Annotated in this window: 14 protein-coding genes and 1 tRNA gene; 8 read left to right on the top strand and 7 right to left on the bottom strand. The window is 69.7% G+C overall.

Features of this window, described 5'->3' with window-relative positions:
- The first annotated feature begins 159 nt into the window (after window positions 1-159).
- The 3 genes from ACFWSK_RS33655 to ACFWSK_RS33645 all read left to right on the top strand — a co-directional run bounded on the left by ACFWSK_RS33655 (window position 160) and on the right by ACFWSK_RS33645 (window position 2,861).
- The gene (locus ACFWSK_RS33655) at window positions 160-735 is read left to right on the top strand and encodes a TerD family protein (RefSeq protein ID WP_362841493.1); all 576 of its coding nucleotides are present in this window, start codon (window positions 160-162) and stop codon (window positions 733-735) included.
- Window positions 736-802: 67 nt separating this feature from the next.
- Window positions 803-1,954: a DUF475 domain-containing protein gene (locus tag ACFWSK_RS33650; protein ID WP_383794745.1), complete on the top strand. Its 1,152-nt coding sequence runs from the start codon at window positions 803-805 to the stop codon at window positions 1,952-1,954.
- A 172-nt stretch (window positions 1,955-2,126) separates the two neighbouring features.
- Complete coding sequence (locus ACFWSK_RS33645) at window positions 2,127-2,861, top strand: Tellurium resistance (protein WP_383794743.1); 735 nt, start codon at window positions 2,127-2,129, stop codon at window positions 2,859-2,861.
- Window positions 2,862-2,887: 26 nt separating this feature from the next.
- On the opposite strand, the gene ACFWSK_RS33640 is transcribed toward ACFWSK_RS33645, so the two are convergent.
- Window positions 2,888-3,718 (bottom strand): TerD family protein, encoded by an 831-nt coding sequence (locus ACFWSK_RS33640; RefSeq protein ID WP_383794740.1) that lies wholly within the window; start codon window positions 3,716-3,718, stop codon window positions 2,888-2,890.
- Between the two features lie 228 nt (window positions 3,719-3,946).
- Here ACFWSK_RS33640 and ACFWSK_RS33635 point away from each other — a divergent pair, with 228 nt between their 5' ends.
- From ACFWSK_RS33635 to ACFWSK_RS33620, 4 genes are all read left to right on the top strand, one after another.
- Window positions 3,947-5,107 (top strand): HpcH/HpaI aldolase/citrate lyase family protein, encoded by a 1,161-nt coding sequence (locus ACFWSK_RS33635; RefSeq protein WP_383794737.1) that lies wholly within the window; start codon window positions 3,947-3,949, stop codon window positions 5,105-5,107.
- A 10-nt stretch (window positions 5,108-5,117) separates the two neighbouring features.
- Window positions 5,118-7,658, top strand: coding sequence for a phosphoribosyltransferase (locus ACFWSK_RS33630; protein WP_383794734.1), 2,541 nt, complete (start codon window positions 5,118-5,120; stop codon window positions 7,656-7,658).
- A complete protein-coding gene (locus ACFWSK_RS33625; RefSeq protein WP_383794731.1) occupies window positions 7,655-8,482 on the top strand; it encodes an HAD family hydrolase in 828 nt (275 codons plus the stop codon). The genes ACFWSK_RS33630 and ACFWSK_RS33625 overlap by 4 nt, the downstream gene beginning before the upstream one ends.
- A 90-nt stretch (window positions 8,483-8,572) precedes the next feature.
- Entirely contained in the window at window positions 8,573-9,232 is a 660-nt protein-coding gene (locus tag ACFWSK_RS33620) for an O-methyltransferase (RefSeq protein WP_383794728.1), read from the top strand.
- Between the two features lie 18 nt (window positions 9,233-9,250).
- Here ACFWSK_RS33620 and ACFWSK_RS33615 read toward each other — a convergent pair whose 3' ends face one another.
- From ACFWSK_RS33615 to ACFWSK_RS33600, 4 genes are all read right to left on the bottom strand, one after another.
- Window positions 9,251-9,475: a zinc ribbon domain-containing protein gene (locus ACFWSK_RS33615; RefSeq protein ID WP_383794726.1), complete on the bottom strand. Its 225-nt coding sequence runs from the start codon at window positions 9,473-9,475 to the stop codon at window positions 9,251-9,253.
- A gap of 37 nt (window positions 9,476-9,512) precedes the next feature.
- Complete coding sequence (locus ACFWSK_RS33610; RefSeq protein ID WP_383794723.1) at window positions 9,513-10,094, bottom strand: DUF4383 domain-containing protein; 582 nt, start codon at window positions 10,092-10,094, stop codon at window positions 9,513-9,515.
- Window positions 10,095-10,369: 275 nt separating this feature from the next.
- Window positions 10,370-11,740 carry a hypothetical protein gene (locus ACFWSK_RS33605; protein ID WP_383794720.1) on the bottom strand — a complete coding sequence of 457 codons (1,371 nt, stop codon included), beginning with the start codon at window positions 11,738-11,740 and terminating at the stop codon, window positions 10,370-10,372.
- 71 nt (window positions 11,741-11,811) lie between these two features.
- Window positions 11,812-12,588, bottom strand: coding sequence for a DUF4097 family beta strand repeat-containing protein (locus ACFWSK_RS33600; protein WP_383794717.1), 777 nt, complete (start codon window positions 12,586-12,588; stop codon window positions 11,812-11,814).
- Window positions 12,589-12,814: 226 nt separating this feature from the next.
- Here ACFWSK_RS33600 and ACFWSK_RS33595 point away from each other — a divergent pair.
- Window positions 12,815-12,889 (top strand) — tRNA-Val (locus tag ACFWSK_RS33595).
- 114 nt (window positions 12,890-13,003) lie between these two features.
- On the opposite strand, the gene ACFWSK_RS33590 is transcribed toward ACFWSK_RS33595, so the two are convergent.
- On the bottom strand, window positions 13,004-14,308 hold the full coding sequence (locus ACFWSK_RS33590; protein WP_383794714.1) for an ISL3 family transposase: 1,305 nt from the start codon (window positions 14,306-14,308) through the stop codon (window positions 13,004-13,006).
- Between the two features lie 421 nt (window positions 14,309-14,729).
- Window positions 14,730-15,212 carry a hypothetical protein gene (locus ACFWSK_RS33585; protein ID WP_383794711.1) on the bottom strand — a complete coding sequence of 161 codons (483 nt, stop codon included), beginning with the start codon at window positions 15,210-15,212 and terminating at the stop codon, window positions 14,730-14,732.
- Window positions 15,213-15,430: the final 218 nt, after the last annotated feature.

The following is a 15,430-nucleotide window of genomic DNA, read 5'->3' as shown; positions in this document are numbered from 1 at the left end:
TTTTTTTTTTTTTTTCTTGGGGGGGTTGGGTGTCGGGGGGGGGGGGGGGGGGGGGGCGGGGGCTGGGGTGTGCCTGTTTGTGCGCCCGGTTTTTTTGCCCGGGGGGCCCCCGGGGGGGGGCCCCCCCCGGACGCATCCATCGACACGGGGAGGACACACATGGGCGTCACGCTCGCCAAGGGAGGCAATGTCTCCCTCTCCAAGGCCGCACCCAACCTCACCCAGGTGCTGGTCGGGCTCGGTTGGGACGCACGGTCCACGACGGGTGCCGACTTCGACCTCGACGCCAGCGCGCTGCTGTGCCAGTCGGGCCGGGTGCTCGGTGACGAGTGGTTCGTGTTCTACAACAACCTCACCAGCCCGGACGGCTCCGTGGAGCACACCGGCGACAACCTGACGGGCGAGGGCGACGGTGACGACGAGTCGGTCATCGTGCATCTCGACCAGGTGCCCGCGCACTGCGACAAGATCCTCTTCCCGGTGTCGATCCATGAGGCGGACAATCGCGGGCAGACGTTCGGGCAGGTCAGCAACGCGTTCATCCGTGTGGTGAACCAGGCGGACGGCCAGGAGCTGGCCCGGTACGACCTGAGCGAGGACGCCTCGACGGAGACCGCGATGATCTTCGGCGAGCTCTACCGGTACGGCGGGGAGTGGAAATTCCGTGCAGTCGGGCAGGGGTACGCGTCGGGGCTGCGGGGCATCGCTCTAGACTTCGGGGTCAACGTTTCGTAAAGCCGCGTACGCGCGGGGGAGCCCCTCACTCACCGGGGGAGGTCCGTACAAACACGATGGGGTGCCAGTGATTCTGAAAACCTTCGGCTGGTCGTTCGCGGTTACCGCGCTCGGCCTGGTCGCGGCGGTGTTCTACGGGGGATGGCAGGCGTTCGGCATCGTCGCCATCCTGTCGGTCCTGGAGATCTCGCTGTCCTTCGACAACGCGGTGATCAACGCCGGAATCCTGAAGAAGATGAATGCCTTCTGGCAGAAGATCTTCCTCACGATCGGTGTGCTCATCGCGGTCTTCGGTATGCGACTGGTCTTCCCCGTCGTGATCGTCGCCATCAGTGCCCAGCTCGGCCCGATCGAGGCCATCGACCTGTCGTTCAACGACCCCGACAGGTACAAGGAACTGGTCACGGACGCGCATCCGTCGATCGCCGCGTTCGGTGGCATGTTCCTGCTCATGATCTTCCTCGACTTCATCTTCGAGGACCGTGACATCCAGTGGCTGCGCTGGATCGAGCGCCCGCTCGCCAAGCTCGGCAAGGTCGACATGCTGTCGGTCTGTGTCGCGCTGATCATCCTGCTGATCTCCGCCATGACCTTCGCGACCCACGCACACCAGCACGGTGGCGGTCACGCGAACAAGGCGGAAACGGTCATGCTGTCCGGCATCGCCGGCCTCATCACGTACCTCGTCGTCGGCGGGCTCTCGGGATTCTTCGAGAACAAGCTCGAACAGGAGGAGGAGCGCGAGCACGAGGCCGAGGAAGAGGCCAAGAAGGCCGGCAAGCCGGTCTCCGCGGTCGCTCTCGCGGGCAAGGCGGCGTTCTTCATGTTCCTCTACCTCGAGGTCCTGGACGCGTCCTTCTCGTTCGACGGTGTCATCGGCGCCTTCGCCATCACCAACGAGATCGTGCTGATGGCCCTCGGCCTCGGTATCGGTGCCATGTACGTCCGTTCGCTCACCGTCTACCTGGTCCGCCAGGGCACGCTGGACGACTACGTCTACCTGGAGCACGGCGCGCACTACGCGATCGGCGCGCTCTCCTTGATCCTGCTCGTCACCATCCAGTACGAGATCAACGAGCTCATCACCGGCCTCGTCGGCGTCGTGCTGATCGGCTGGTCCTTCTGGTCGTCGGTGCGCCGCAACAAGGCGATCGCCGCGGCCGGCGGCGACGGGGGCGACAGCTCCGGTTCCAAGGCGGAAGTCTCCTCCGGGGTGTGACCCGGTAGGGAATGAGGAACGCTCTCTGCGGGGCGGCCCACACGGCGGCGGTTCTCCGGAACCGGCCTTGGGCCGCCCCGCAGTGACGTACGGGGGCTGTGACGACGCCCGGGACGCCTGGAGCCCAGCCGGTGGCTCCACCCGGGCACTACCGGACGATGTGGGGGTTGGGATGGCCTTCTGGGACAGCCTGTGGCCGGGGCGGGAATCGGTGTTCGAGGCGGGCAACTCCGCGACGAACTCCATCGTGCTCTCCAAACGGAACGCCACGGTCTCACTGAGCAAGCAGGGCGCCCTGTCCGGGAATCTGCGCGTCAACCTCTCCTGGAGGATGCGCAGCTCGGACATCGAGGGCAGGTCGCGGCAGAGCGGGCGGCTGCTGCACCCCATGAAGCTCTTCAAGCCCGATGTCGTCCAGGCGCACACCCAGGGCGTGGTCAACGTCGACCTGGACCTGGGCTGCATGTACGAGCTGAAGGACGGCACCAGGGGCGTGGTGCAGCCCCTGGGCAACCTGATCGGTGACCTCAACGGGCCGCCGTACATCCGGCTCAGCGGCGACGACCGGTTCGGGGCGCCGTCCGGGGAGACCGTCTACGTCAACCTCGATCAGCGCGACCAGATCAAGCGGCTGTTGTTCTTCGTCTACATCTACGACCAGACGCCGGCCTTCGACCGTACGCACGCCAAGGTGACGCTCTACCCCGGCAACGGCCCCCGGATCGAGATCGAGCTCGACGAGAGGGCGCCGCAGGCCCGGTCCTGCGCCGTGTTCACCGTCGACAACGTCAAGGACGAGCTGATCGTGCGGCGCGAGGTGAAGTTCGTGTACGGCTTCCAGTCGGAGCTGGACCGGCTGTACGGCTTCGGCATGCAGTGGGGACGCGGCTACAAGACCCGGGCCTGACAGTGCCGGGGAACACCCCGCGCGGCTCAGGACCTGACGAACTGGGGTCCCTGCGGGGGCAGCGTGAAATTCGGGTCGGGAGCGTGGGCCGCCGCGGCGGCGGGCTGCGGATAGCCGTACGCGGGCGGGGCTGCGGCCGGCTGCGGATACCCGTAGGCGGGCTGGGGCGGAGCGGAGTGCTGCCCGGCGGGCTGCGGGTATCCGTACGCGGGCTGCTGGTGCAGCACCGTGGCCTGGGAGTCGGGGGCGAGCTCGGGTGCGGGCGGGAACGCAGGCGCGGCCGCCTGGTCCGGCTCGGGGGCCGGCTCCGTGGCCGTCTCGTCGACCGAGATGCCGAACGCCGTCGCGAGCCCGACGAGGCCCGTCGGATAGCCCTGACCGACCGCCCGGAACTTCCAGCCCTCTCCGCGCCGGTAGAGCTCGCCGCAGATGATGGCGGTCTCCTCGCCGGTCTCAGGCCTGACGTCGAAGACGGCCAGCGGATCGCCGTCCGCCGAAGCGGCGTCGTACAGCAGGATGCGCAGATCCCTGACCTGTTCGAACGCCGCCCCGTCGGACGAGGCGGCGATCACCACCTGGTCCACCGAGCGGTCGAGCGACGAGAGATCCGCCTCGATCGTGTCGGTGAGCCCTTCGGGGACGCTGCGCTTGGGCAGGCGTCGTACCAGGCCGGAAGGGTGCCGGGGCTGGTTGTAGAAGACGAAGTCCTCGTCGGAACGCACCCGGCCGGAGGCACCGAGCAGCAGGGCGGAGGCGTCCACATCGGGGACACCGGCGCCCGGGGTCCAGCGCAGCACGGCCCGTACGGCCGTGGCATCGAGGGGGACGTTCGAGCCCTTCAGCATCGCGTGCGTCATGCCCGTCATCCTGCCTGCTGCCAGGCCGAACGGACAACGCGGGGGCCCGACGGGTTTCGGTGGCGGCCCTCTCGGTGGCGTTACGGGTGGAGTGGCGACGGCTCGCGGCGAGTGCGTGTAATGGACGGGTTACCCGAAATTCATGCCTCTGGGGAACTGTCGACACCCGTCCGTACGTACTATTACCGGCCATACATTGTCCGGCCGGTCAGGCAGTTCGGGGATCATATGCGTCATTTCGGGCACATCTCGCCCGCTGCCCGGGAGGGCCTGTTCTTCCAGGAGCCGTGCGTCTTCGACGCCGACTCTCCCGCCCGCGTGCTCGCTGCGGCCCTCGGAGCCACGCTCTACAGCCCCGCGACCCGGCCGCACCTGGCCGACGACGTGGTCAAGCAGGCCGGTCGCGGAGTCGTCTCGATGGTGCTGTGCCTGGAGGATTCGATCGACGACGCCGAGGTGGCGGACGGCGAGGCGAACCTGGTCAGGCAGTTCGCGGACCTCGCGGACCGCGCCACGGAGACGCCGCTGCTCTTCATCCGCGTCCGCGCCCCCGAGCAGATCACCGACCTGGTGAGCAGGCTCGGCAGCTCGGTCCGGCTGCTGTCCGGATTCGTACTGCCGAAGTTCACGGAGGAGCGCGGCGTCCTCTTCCTGGAGGCGCTCGCGAGCGCCGAGGTGACGGCCGGACGGCGGCTCTTCGCGATGCCGGTCCTGGAGTCGCCGGAGCTGCTGCACCTGGAGACCCGGGCGGAAGTCCTCCGGGGGATCGCCCGCACCGTGAACAAGTACCGCGAGCGGGTCCTGGCACTGCGGCTCGGCGTCACCGACTTCTGCTCGGCGTACGGTCTGCGCCGGGCCTCCGACATGACGGCGTACGACGTCCAGATCGTCAGCGCCGTGATCGGCGACGTCGTCAACGTGCTAGGCCGGGCCGACGGCACGGGCTTCACGATCACCGGCCCGGTGTGGGAGTACTTCAGGCTCCAGGAGCGCATGTTCAAGCCCCAGCTGCGCCGCAGCCCCTTCGCAGGGCGGGCCGAGGAACTGCGTACCGCCCTGATCGAACACGACCTGGACGGACTGCTGCGCGAGATCGAGCTGGACCGTGCGAACGGGCTGCTCGGCAAGACCTGCATCCACCCGTCCCACGTCGTGCCCGTGCACGCGCTGTCCGTGGTCAGCCACGAGGAGTTCAGCGACGCGCAGGACATCCTGCGGCCCGGGCGCGGTGGCGGCGGAGTGCTCCGGTCGGCGTATACGAACAAGATGAACGAAGTGAAGCCGCACCGCGCATGGGCCGAGCGCACCGTGCAGCGGGCCGAGGTCTTCGGTGTGGCGAAGGAAGACGTCGGGTTCGTGGAGCTGCTGGCCGCGGGCCTGGCGGAATGAGCGCGTATCGATGAGCGAGCGCGCGACGAGGGAAGAGACAGTGGACGTGGTGTGGACGGGCAGCTGGGTTGCCGAGCGGCTGGGAGTCGAGCTCGTCGGTGACGGGGAGCTCCGGGACCTGCTGGGTCTCGCCCTGCGCCGCAACCCCAAGCGGGCACACCTGCTCGTGTCGAACGTGCTGGGCAAGCACGTGCCGCAGAAGCCGTCCGTGGTCTACGGTGCGGGCTTCGAGCTGGGGGAGCGGGTGCGCGACCTCCTCGGTGAGGCGGAGGCCCGCCAGGCCGTCGTCCTGGGGTACGCCGAAACCGCGACCGGCCTCGGCCACGCGGTGGCGGACGGACTCGGTGTGGCGCCCTACCTCCACTCGACGCGCCGCCCCGTCGCGGGAGTGGCCCGTGCGGGCGGTTTCGAGGAGTCGCACTCGCACGCCACGTCGCACCTGCTGCTGCCCGAGGACCCGGCCCTGCTGTCGCCCACCCCCTCCGGTGCGCCGCTGGTGCTGGTCGACGACGAGTTCTCCACGGGCAACACCGTGCTCAACACCATCCGCGCCCTGCACGAGCTGTACCCCCGCGAGCGGTACGTCATCGTGGCCCTGGCGGACATGCGCTCGGTGGAGGACCGGGGGCGACTGACCGAGTTCGCCGACGAGATCGGCGCCCGCGTCGACCTGGTGGCCAGGAGCGCCGGAACGGTGCTCCTGCCGGAGGGCGTGCTGGAGCGGGGGCAGAGCCTGGTGGCGGCCCAGGAGGCGAAGCAGGCCGCCACCGCGCCCGGCTCCGGGACGGCGGGCGACGCGTCCGCCAGGCCGGCCCCCGTCCCCGCCCGGATCGAGCTGGCCTGGCCGGCCGGCATCCCCGACGGCGGACGCCACGGCTTCACCCCGGAACACCGCGCGGCCCTGGAAACGGCCCTGCCGGCCATGGCGGCCCGGCTCGACGAGGCACTGGGCGACGCCCGGCGCGTACTCGTCCTCGGCTTCGAGGAGCTGATGTACGCCCCGCTCCGCCTCGGCACGGCCCTGGAGCAGGTCTCGGCCGCCGAGGTGCGGTACTCCACCACGACCCGCTCCCCGGTCCTCGCCCTGGACGACCCCGGGTACGCGATCCGCAGCCGGCTGGTCTTCCCGGCCCACGACGACCCGGCGGACGGTCCCGGCGACCGGTACGCGTACAACGTCGCGGGTGCCGGCTTCGACGCCGTCGTGGCCGTCGTGGACTCCGCCGCGGACACCCCCGCGCTGCACGCCCCCGACGGACTGCTGGCCCGGCTCGCCGCACACACCGATCACGTCCTGCTGGCCGTGGTCCCCTCGTACACCCCTCCCTGCGGGGCCGCCTCTCCCCCCGCAGCCGTCCCTTCCCGTGCCGCCGTATCTTCCCAAGTTGCCGAACGGCAGGAGCCCCCCATGCTGCCCGAGCCCCTCCGAGGCCCCGTCTTCTCCTCCTACGCGGCGGACGACGTCGGCTGGCTGCTCCAGGACTTCTCGGACACCGAGCTGGAAGCCCCCACCGAGGAGCGCGAGGAGGCGATACAGAGCGGTGGCGCGCACTACGCCGAGTCGCTCCCCGTCGAATACCAGCCGACGCCGCAGTACCAGGACCTCTTCAAGGCCGCGCTCGACACCTCGGCCGCCCGGGTGGCACGGGCCGTGGGCACCGTCACCGAGACCGTCCTCGCCGAACGGTCCCCCCGCCCCGTCCTGGTCTCGCTCGCCCGGGCCGGCACTCCCGTGGGCGTGCTGATGCGCCGCTGGGCCCAGTACCGGTACGGGCTCGACCTGCCGCACTACGCCGTCTCCATCGTGCGCGGGCGGGGCATCGACGCCAACGCCCTGCGCTGGCTGGCCGCCCACCACGACCCGGCCGACGTCGTCTTCGTGGACGGCTGGACGGGCAAGGGCGCCATCACCAGGGAACTGGCCGCCGCCCTCGCGGAGTTCGAGGGCTTCAACCCGGAGATCGCGGTGCTGGCCGACCCCGGCGGCTGCGTCCGGACCTACGGCACCCGGGAGGACTTCCTCATCCCCTCCGCCTGCCTCAACTCCACGGTCTCCGGCCTCATCTCCCGTACGGTGCTGCGTGCCGACCTGGTCGGTCCGGAGGACTTCCACGGCGCGAAGTTCTACCGGGAGCTCGCCGCTACCGATGTGTCCGGCCACTTCATCGACACCGTCGCCGACCGCTTCGGCGAGGTCGTGGACGCGGTGGACGCCGACGTCAAGGAACTCCTCGCCGCCGACCGCGCCCCCACCTGGGAGGGCTGGGCCGCCGTCGAGAGGATCAGCGAGGAGTACGGCATCCACGACGTGAACCTCGTCAAGCCGGGCGTCGGCGAGACGACCCGCGTACTGCTGCGCCGCGTTCCGTGGAAGATCCTCGCCAAGCGCGGCGCAGGCGCCGACCTCGACCACGTACGACTGCTCGCCGAACAGCGCGGCGTAGAGGTCGAGGAGGTCGACGAACTCCCGTACACGTGCGTGGGGTTGATCCACCCGCAGTTCACCCGCGGTGCCACAGGCGCGGACGGCAGGGCGGTGGCGGGCAAGTGAGCACCCAGGTGACACTGGTCGCGAGCGACCTCGACCGCACCCTCATCTACTCGGCCGCGGCGCTCAGTCTGCCGATGCCGGACGCGGAGGCCCCGCGGCTGCTCTGCGTCGAGATCTACGGGCACAAGCCGCTGTCGTACGTCACCGAGACGGCGGGGGCGCTGCTCGAAGCGCTGGGCGGCAGCACGGTCTTCGTCCCCACCACCACCCGTACCCGCGAGCAGTACCAGCGCGTTCACCTCCCCGGCCCCGCCGCGCAGTACGCCATCTGCGCCAACGGCGGGCACATCCTGGTCGACGGGGTCTCCGACCGGGACTGGCAGCGGCAGGTCGCGGCCCGGCTCTCCGACGAGTGCGCCTCCCTCGCCGAGGTCAGGGCCCACCTCGTCGCCGCCGCCGACCCCGCATGGCTCCTCAAGGAGCGCATCGCCGAGGACCTCTTCGCGTATCTCGTCGTCGAGCGCTCGCTGCTGCCCGAGGGCTGGGTGAAGGAGCTGGCGGACTGGGCGGACGGCCGGGGCTGGACGGTCTCGCTCCAGGGCCGCAAGATCTACGCCGTACCGAAGCCGCTCACCAAGAGCGCAGCGATGAACGAGGTCGCGCGCCGCTGCGGCGCCTCACTGACCCTCGCCGCCGGTGACTCGCTCCTCGACGCGGATCTGCTGCTCGCGGCGGACCGCTCCTGGCGCCCCGGCCACGGCGAACTCGCCGACAGCGGCTGGACCGCTCCGAACGTCGAGGTACTGGGCGAGACGGGGGTCGCGGCGGGGGAGGAGATCCTGCGCCGGTTCATCGGGACGGCGGGTGCGGAGCGGCGCCGATAGCCGGAGCCGAAAAACTGGGACTGTGGACCTGTCGGAAGCCGTCGAGCCGGCGAAGCTCTCGAACCGTCCCGTCGCGGAGGAACGCGCACCATGACCAAGGGCAACGAAACCAGGATCACGGACGACCTGTACGCGTACATGCTGGCGCACAACCCGCCGCTGGACGCGGTGCAGCGTGAGCTCGTCGAGACGACGTACGCCCGGTTCCCCGACCAGGCGGGCATGCAGTCCTCGCAGGAGCAGGGCCCGCTCCTCGCGTTCCTCGTACGGCTGACAGGGGCCAGGCACCTCGTGGAAGTCGGTACCTTCACCGGCTTCTCAGCGCTGTCGATGGCCCAGGCGCTGCCGCCGGACGGGGTACTGATCGCCTGCGACATCTCCGAGGAGTGGACGGCCATCGGCCGCGCGGCCTGGGAGAAGGCCGGCGTCGCGGACCGTATCGACCTGCGGATCGCACCCGCACTCGACACCCTGCGCGCGATGCCGCCCGAACCGCACGTCGACCTCGCCTACCTGGACGCGGACAAGGGCAACTACATCCCGTACTGGGAGGAGCTGGTCCCCCGGATGCGTCCGGGCGGGCTCATCGCGACGGACAACGTGCTGTTCCACGGCGGCGTCGTCGATCCCCGGGCGACCGGGGCGGCAGCCGCGATCAAGGAGTTCAACGAGCACGTTGCCGCCGACTCCCGTATGGACAGCGTGCTGCTCACGGTCGCGGACGGACTGACGCTCTCGCGCAGGAGGTAGACCCGCTCGGACGGGGGATCAGCCGCAGCAGCCGCCCCCGCAGCAACCGCCTCCGCCCCCTCCGCCCCCGCCACCGGCGGGTGCGGGCGCGGACGGGGCGCCGCCCACGGCGACGGCGGAGAGCAGCTTCACGGTGTCCTCGTGCCCGGCGGGGCAGGTTGCGGGAGCGGAGGACTCCGCCATCGGACGGGTGACTTCGAACGTGTCGCCGCAGGGGCGGCAGCGGTACTCATAGCGAGGCATGCCCCAAGGGTAGAGCCCAGGGACGGCATCCACGCCGCTACCGACGAACCTCCGGCATACGGGGAGTCTCCCGCCGACGTGCCGCACGCGCGACCTCCTCGGGGTGACGGGCCTGCCAGTACGGGTTGTCACGCGGAAGACGGCCGCTGATCCTGCCGTACATGCCGAAGAACATCAGCATCACGCCGACCACGAAGCTGAACAGCACGTTCTGGATGCGGAAGGCGAGGAAGTTGAAATCGGAGTCCAGCAGGGCGAGGTTGACGAACCCGCTCAGGATGAACGCGATCCCCAGGACCATGTTGAGCGTCGAGGCGACGTTGCCGCCGATCACCATCCCGGCGAAGAGGAGCAGCCCGACGCAGATGGACAGGACGCTGAGCGTGCCGTTGGTGTTGAGGCCCGCCACGGTGTCGCCGCCGGTGTCGAAGAAACCGACCTTGTCCACGAGACCGAGGATGCCGAAGGCGAGCAGAACGAGCCCGGTGAGCCCTGCGCCGATCCGGTAGACCTGGCTGAGCCGGTGATCGACCGGGAGATGCTCATCGAGTCGTACGGTCCTGCCGCGCCCGCCCGGCGAGGCGGGCGCATGCCGTATACGAGGGACGTGAAGGGCCATCGAAGTCTCCTCCGCTCGCGGTGGGCCTGCTGCCTCTCTCCTTCCAGGATCGACCCGTGGACGGCGGGGGACAAGCGTGGGGAGAGGGCGGGGGCCCCGCCGCCTGTGGGCACGCGTCGCCGGGCCCATGTGTGTGAGCAGGCCGCTCGTCAGGCGGGCCCCGCATCGCACGGCCCACGTCGGGCCCGATCGAACACGGCCGCTCAGCCGCTCAGCCGCGCCGCCGGGCCCCACGCCCGGCCCTGGCTCGGGCCCCGGTCTCCGGCCCCTGGGGCTCAGGCCCCGGCTCCGCGCTCCTCACGGATGTCGGAGACCACTCGGGCCACCGACCGGCGTACGGCTTCGGTCTCGGTCAGGAAGTGCCAGTAGTCGGGGTGGCGCCCTTCGAGCCCCGCGAGGGCCCGGTCCAGCCGGGACACGGCATCGTCAAGCGGCCGGGCATGGCGCGGATCGGGGGTGTTGCGGCCGGCCATCGCCAGCCGCTGGGCGTCCCGGATCGCGAAACGGGTCCGCTGGATCTCCTGCTGCGGGTCCTTGGCCACCGCGTCCAGGCGCTGCAGACGGTCACCGGCGGCGGACACCGCCTCATCGGTCGCGTTCAGCAGGGCGCGGACCGTGCTGAGCTGCGCCGTCGCATCGGGCCAGCGCTGCTCGTCCCGGGCCTTCGTGGCCTCCGCGAGCTTCTCCTCGGCCTGCCGGATATTCACCGCGGCCTGCTCGGGCACGGGCTGGAGGTCCTGCCAGCACGCGGCCGAGAACCGGCGCCGCAGCTCGCTCAGGACCGGCTCTACCGACCCCGCACGCGTCGTCAGCGCCTGGGCGCGGGTACGGAGCGACACCAGACGCCGGTCGATCTCCGCGGCCCGCTCCGGAAGCCTGTCCGCCTCCGCCCGTATGGCCTCGGCGTCCCGCAGCACCTGGTCGGCCCGCTGCAGGGTGTCCGGCACGCCGTGCCGGCCGGCACCCTGATTGAGCCGCGTCAGCTCCGGAGCGAGAGCCGCCAGCCGCGCGGCGAGGTCGTCGGCGCGCAGCCCGGAGGCCCGTACGGCATCGAGGGCATTGCTCGCACCGAGCAGCGCCTGCCGTGCGCGCTCCACCGCGGGCGCGAGCCGGGCGAGCTGCGTCTCGGCGCTGCCGAGCAGCGGCCCGAGACCCTGCGCGAACCGGTCGAGCTCGCCCTTGACGCGTACGAGCTCGTCCTTCGCCTTCGTCAGCTCGGTCAGGGCGTGGCCGGCGACCGACGGCTCCAGATCGTGCCGGTCGAGGTCGTGGGCGTCGACGGCCGTGATGTACCCGTGGCTCACCTCGTCGATCCGCCGCCCCAGCGCGGCGAAGTCGTCGATCGCCTGACGGGCGCGGGGGGAGCTGTCCACGGCGGTGATCGTCTCGATGGAGATCAGCAGATCGCGCTGAGCGGTGTCGAGTTCGTAGAAGGCGGCCGCGGCGGCATCTTTCGCCGCCTGGGCGTCGGCCCGCTGATTCTCACCACCACGCCCGCCGAACCAACGCCGCGTGCCTCCGCCCGCGAAGGCCGCCGGCAGTGCGGCGGCCAGCAACGGGACCGGCAACAGCATCAGTGTCAGGACATCCCGGACGACGGAACCCCCACCCGCTTTCGCCTGCGGCCGCGCGTGTGTCGCCGTCACATCCCTCTCCCGTGCCGTTTCACCCTGCCCGGTTCATTCTCCCACCAGGTAAGGACGAACACACGGGTCGGTTAGTTCGCGCTTCGGACGGTGACTTCGCCGTTGTCGCTGCGCGCCTTCACCACGTGCGGGCTGTCGTCGTGACGCGGCACCTTCACGGATACGTCGCCGTTGTCGGCCTCGGCGTCCACGGCGTACGCGACCTCGCCCTTCGGCAACTCGATGGTGATACCGCCGTTGTCGCTGACGGTCTCCACCAGCTTCGGCACACTGGTGAACACCAGCCGGACGGAGCCGTTGTCGGAGCGGACGTTCACGGAAGAGGCGGAGATCCGCTCCGCCACGACCTCACCGTTGTCGCTCTCCAGCTTCAGCGGCCCACTGGAGTCCCTGACGATCACCTCGCCGTTGTCGGACGCGAGATCGAGCCGCGTATCGAACCCGGACGCGGTGACCTGCCCGTTGTCCCCGTTCACGGTCACGGCCACCCCACGCGGCACCTGCACCCGGTGATGCGCGTCGCAGTCGCTGATCATCGCCTCGCACTTCACCTGAAGGCGCAGGACCCCGTTGTCCATCTCCCAGATGGCCTCGGGCCCGCTCCCCAGCACGACCCACCCGTCGAACCGCCGCGTCACCTCGACCCGCCGCACATCGGCCGGCACGAGCTCCACGGTGGAGTTCGCGGAATCGATGGTCAGCGCCTCACCGCCGAGCGCGAACGACTTCCGCTCGACGGGAGCGTCGTCGACGTTCGTACTCCCGCACCCACTGAGGGCAGCAACAAGAACGAGAACCCCACCGGTGGCGCCGAGGGCGCTGGTGAGTGTGCGCGTACGCAAGGTCATGGTGTGGTCCCCCAGGTAGTGCCGCCGGTGTGCCTTCACCGTATGTACTGGCACCCCGGGGGAGGCATCCGGACGGCTACCGTCTTGGGGGTGGGGCTATCCCCAGCACGCCTCCGGGGCGCTCCGGGGCGCTCCGCAGCACTCCGTGGCCCGGGAAGAGCCGGGGTGAACGGGAACCGGTTTGCGGGGAGGGGCCGTGAGCCATGTAATCTGTTGCCTCATCCACGGGTGCGTAGCTCAGGGGTAGAGCGCTGCTCTTACAAAGCAGATGTCGGCGGTTCGAAACCGTCCGCGCCCACCAGTGCACAGGCCTCCAACCGATCATGGTTGGGGGCCTTTGACATCTACTTCTGACATCACGGGCGCGATCACCCGCGGTCGGGACGCTGCCGCTTCAGCATCCGGTCCAGGTGACTCACCGCCTCGCGCTGCGTCTCCTGGACGACGTGTAATGGTGACGTCGGGTATCGGAGGCGCTTTCTCGTAGGCCGGGAGGTCGCGGCGGATCCAGTCGCGGACGAGGGAGTAGTGCCCGCGCCAGCCGCGTTCGGTGATCTCTCGGTGGAGGTCGAGGATGGTCACCCGGCCTTCTTCCTCCATCCAGCGGTTCCAGGTAGGGCTTGAACGGGTCGAGCTTGGTGCGGCGGGGAGGTATCCGGCCTTTGACCATGTCCTGCCAGCGGGCGGCCCGGGCGTATCGCTGGATGGTGTGCCGACCCCAGCCCAGATACTGAGCGATCCCCCGCAGGCTCATGTCCTGAGCGAGGAGTTCATGGACGAGCGCGTGATGAGCGCGGGCGCGGTCTGCGAACTCCCCCGTCGGCTCGTCCTCCTGGACCTCGACGAGCTCCTCCTCGTGGCCCGAGCCGTTGTGATCAACGGAATCTTCCGGGATCGGGGTCTCCCAAGCCGGCTCGGGTGCGGGGGCTTCGAGGGTGAGGGTCTTGAGGTGCCCACGGTGGGCGGCAACGACCTTCTCGGCCGCGGTGGCCAGGTTCTGCCAGAGGTGGAAGCGGTCCGCGACTTGCTGGGCCTGGGGTGCGGCGGTTGCGGCCGCGTCGGCGTAGGCGCCGGATCGGTCTCTGCAGATCACCTCGATCTCCGGGTGTCCCTCCAGCCAGGGGATCAGGGTGCCGGCGTCGCGTTCCGGGAGCAGGTCGAGGACCTGGTGGGTGTCGGCATCGATCACGACGGTGCCGTAGACGTGGCCGCGGCGCAGGGCGAAGTCATCCACACCGACCGCGCGGGGCGCGGTGGCCGCCGGGTCGGGCAGGTCCATGACGCGCCGCAGGAGCGTGCTGCGGCTGAACGGGACGCCCAGGTGACCGGCCATGCGGGCACCGGCCCGGCCGGCCAGCGCCAAGCCGAGCACCCCGAGGGTGTTCCTCAACCGCTCGGTGACCTGCCCGTGCCGGCGCGTCAGCCCCGGCACCTGCTCGACGAAGGTCCTGCGCGGACACCGCGCGGAGTCGCAGAAGAACCGCCTCACCCGCAAGGCAACGGTCACGGCCCGCCCCGCGGCCGACAGGTCAACGGGTAAGCGCAGGTAGGAGCTGTGGACGCGAGTGGCCTCCTGTTCGCAGCCGGGACATGCCACTGCTGGAGGCGTGCACCGGGCCTCCACCCGCACGCCCGGACCCATGCCGTAGACGGCCGTGACGGCCAGCCCAGAAACCCCGGGGAACAACAACTCCTGCACCGCGTACGCGAGATCGTCCACAGCGGACGAATCTCGGCCGTACCGCCCTTACGAGGAGCAATGCGACTCAGGCGGAGTGAGTAGAAACCTTCTCTACAGGTTCGAGGCACCCGGCTGCGCTCCGCTCCGCCGGGCGGGGCCGGAGGGCATGAGACGAGAACCGAGCCCGCGGGTCAAGACATGCCTCCGGCGGGGGCGCTCAGACTCCGGGATGGATCGGGCGCCGTTCGCGAGTGCAGAGCCGAGCAGTCGCGGCCCAGGGCGTCAAGGTCGTTCGTACGGTGGCGCGCTCCACCTTGACGCCCTGAGCCACGCCCGCTCCATGGTGTGTGGGTCGAAGGCGGACGGGATGGGAGCCGAGGTGAGCGGTGGGTAATGGATTGCGGTGAGTGCTCGGTTCGAAGGACGGGCACACGAGCCCGCCATCAAAGACCCCGCCGAGCTAAGACCACCGCTTGATCATCTTTGCTGGACATTCCGGGGCCGCCCACACTTGGATACGGATCTTTTCGGTGGTCTCGGGGCTCTCGTCAGAGTCGACGTCTGCCTGAGCTGCCCGAGCCAAGTTGCTCCGGGACACGCGGACGCGGTTCCAGCCGGACGGAACCTCGAACGTCGCCGCATCGGGGGCATAGTCCGTGCAGCCCAGAACCATCAGGCGGCCCAAGGACAGATCGAGGCTGGCCTCAACGACGTGATCGAATTCCGAGCTGTCATCACTTGGCTCCTGAGGCAGGACGACGACGGTGACGGATACGTTGACATTGACCGACGTGCCGATGCCCAGCGCATCTGATGCAACCGCGAGGTGATCGGCAAGTGCCTGGTCAGTCCACGCGTCGCTTAGATCACCGTCCGAATCCGCATCGGATACGTGTATCTGGAAGTAGTCGGCGAAGAGGGTGAGCTCTGTCGTTGTCGTCATGGCGGCACAGTGCCATGCAGTACTGACAGCCGAAGATCTGGAGGCACCCTTGAGTGAGGGGTACGGTGCACGCTCGTCCGGTACCGCACTGTGTCAAGTCTCATGCTCGGCCTGACATCAGCGGCTACTGAGGTTTAACTCGTGGTGTCGTTACGCAGATCTGATGGTCAGGCCGGTCTCGGCTAGGCAGCCGTCGATTAGGTTGCTGCGGTACTGGA

The sequence above is a fragment of the Streptomyces sp. NPDC058620 genome, from assembly GCF_042717135.1.
Lineage (GTDB): Bacteria > Actinomycetota > Actinomycetes > Streptomycetales > Streptomycetaceae > Streptomyces.
The sequence above is the reverse complement of the archived record's forward strand: the minus strand, read 5'-3'. Positions and strand labels throughout refer to the sequence as shown.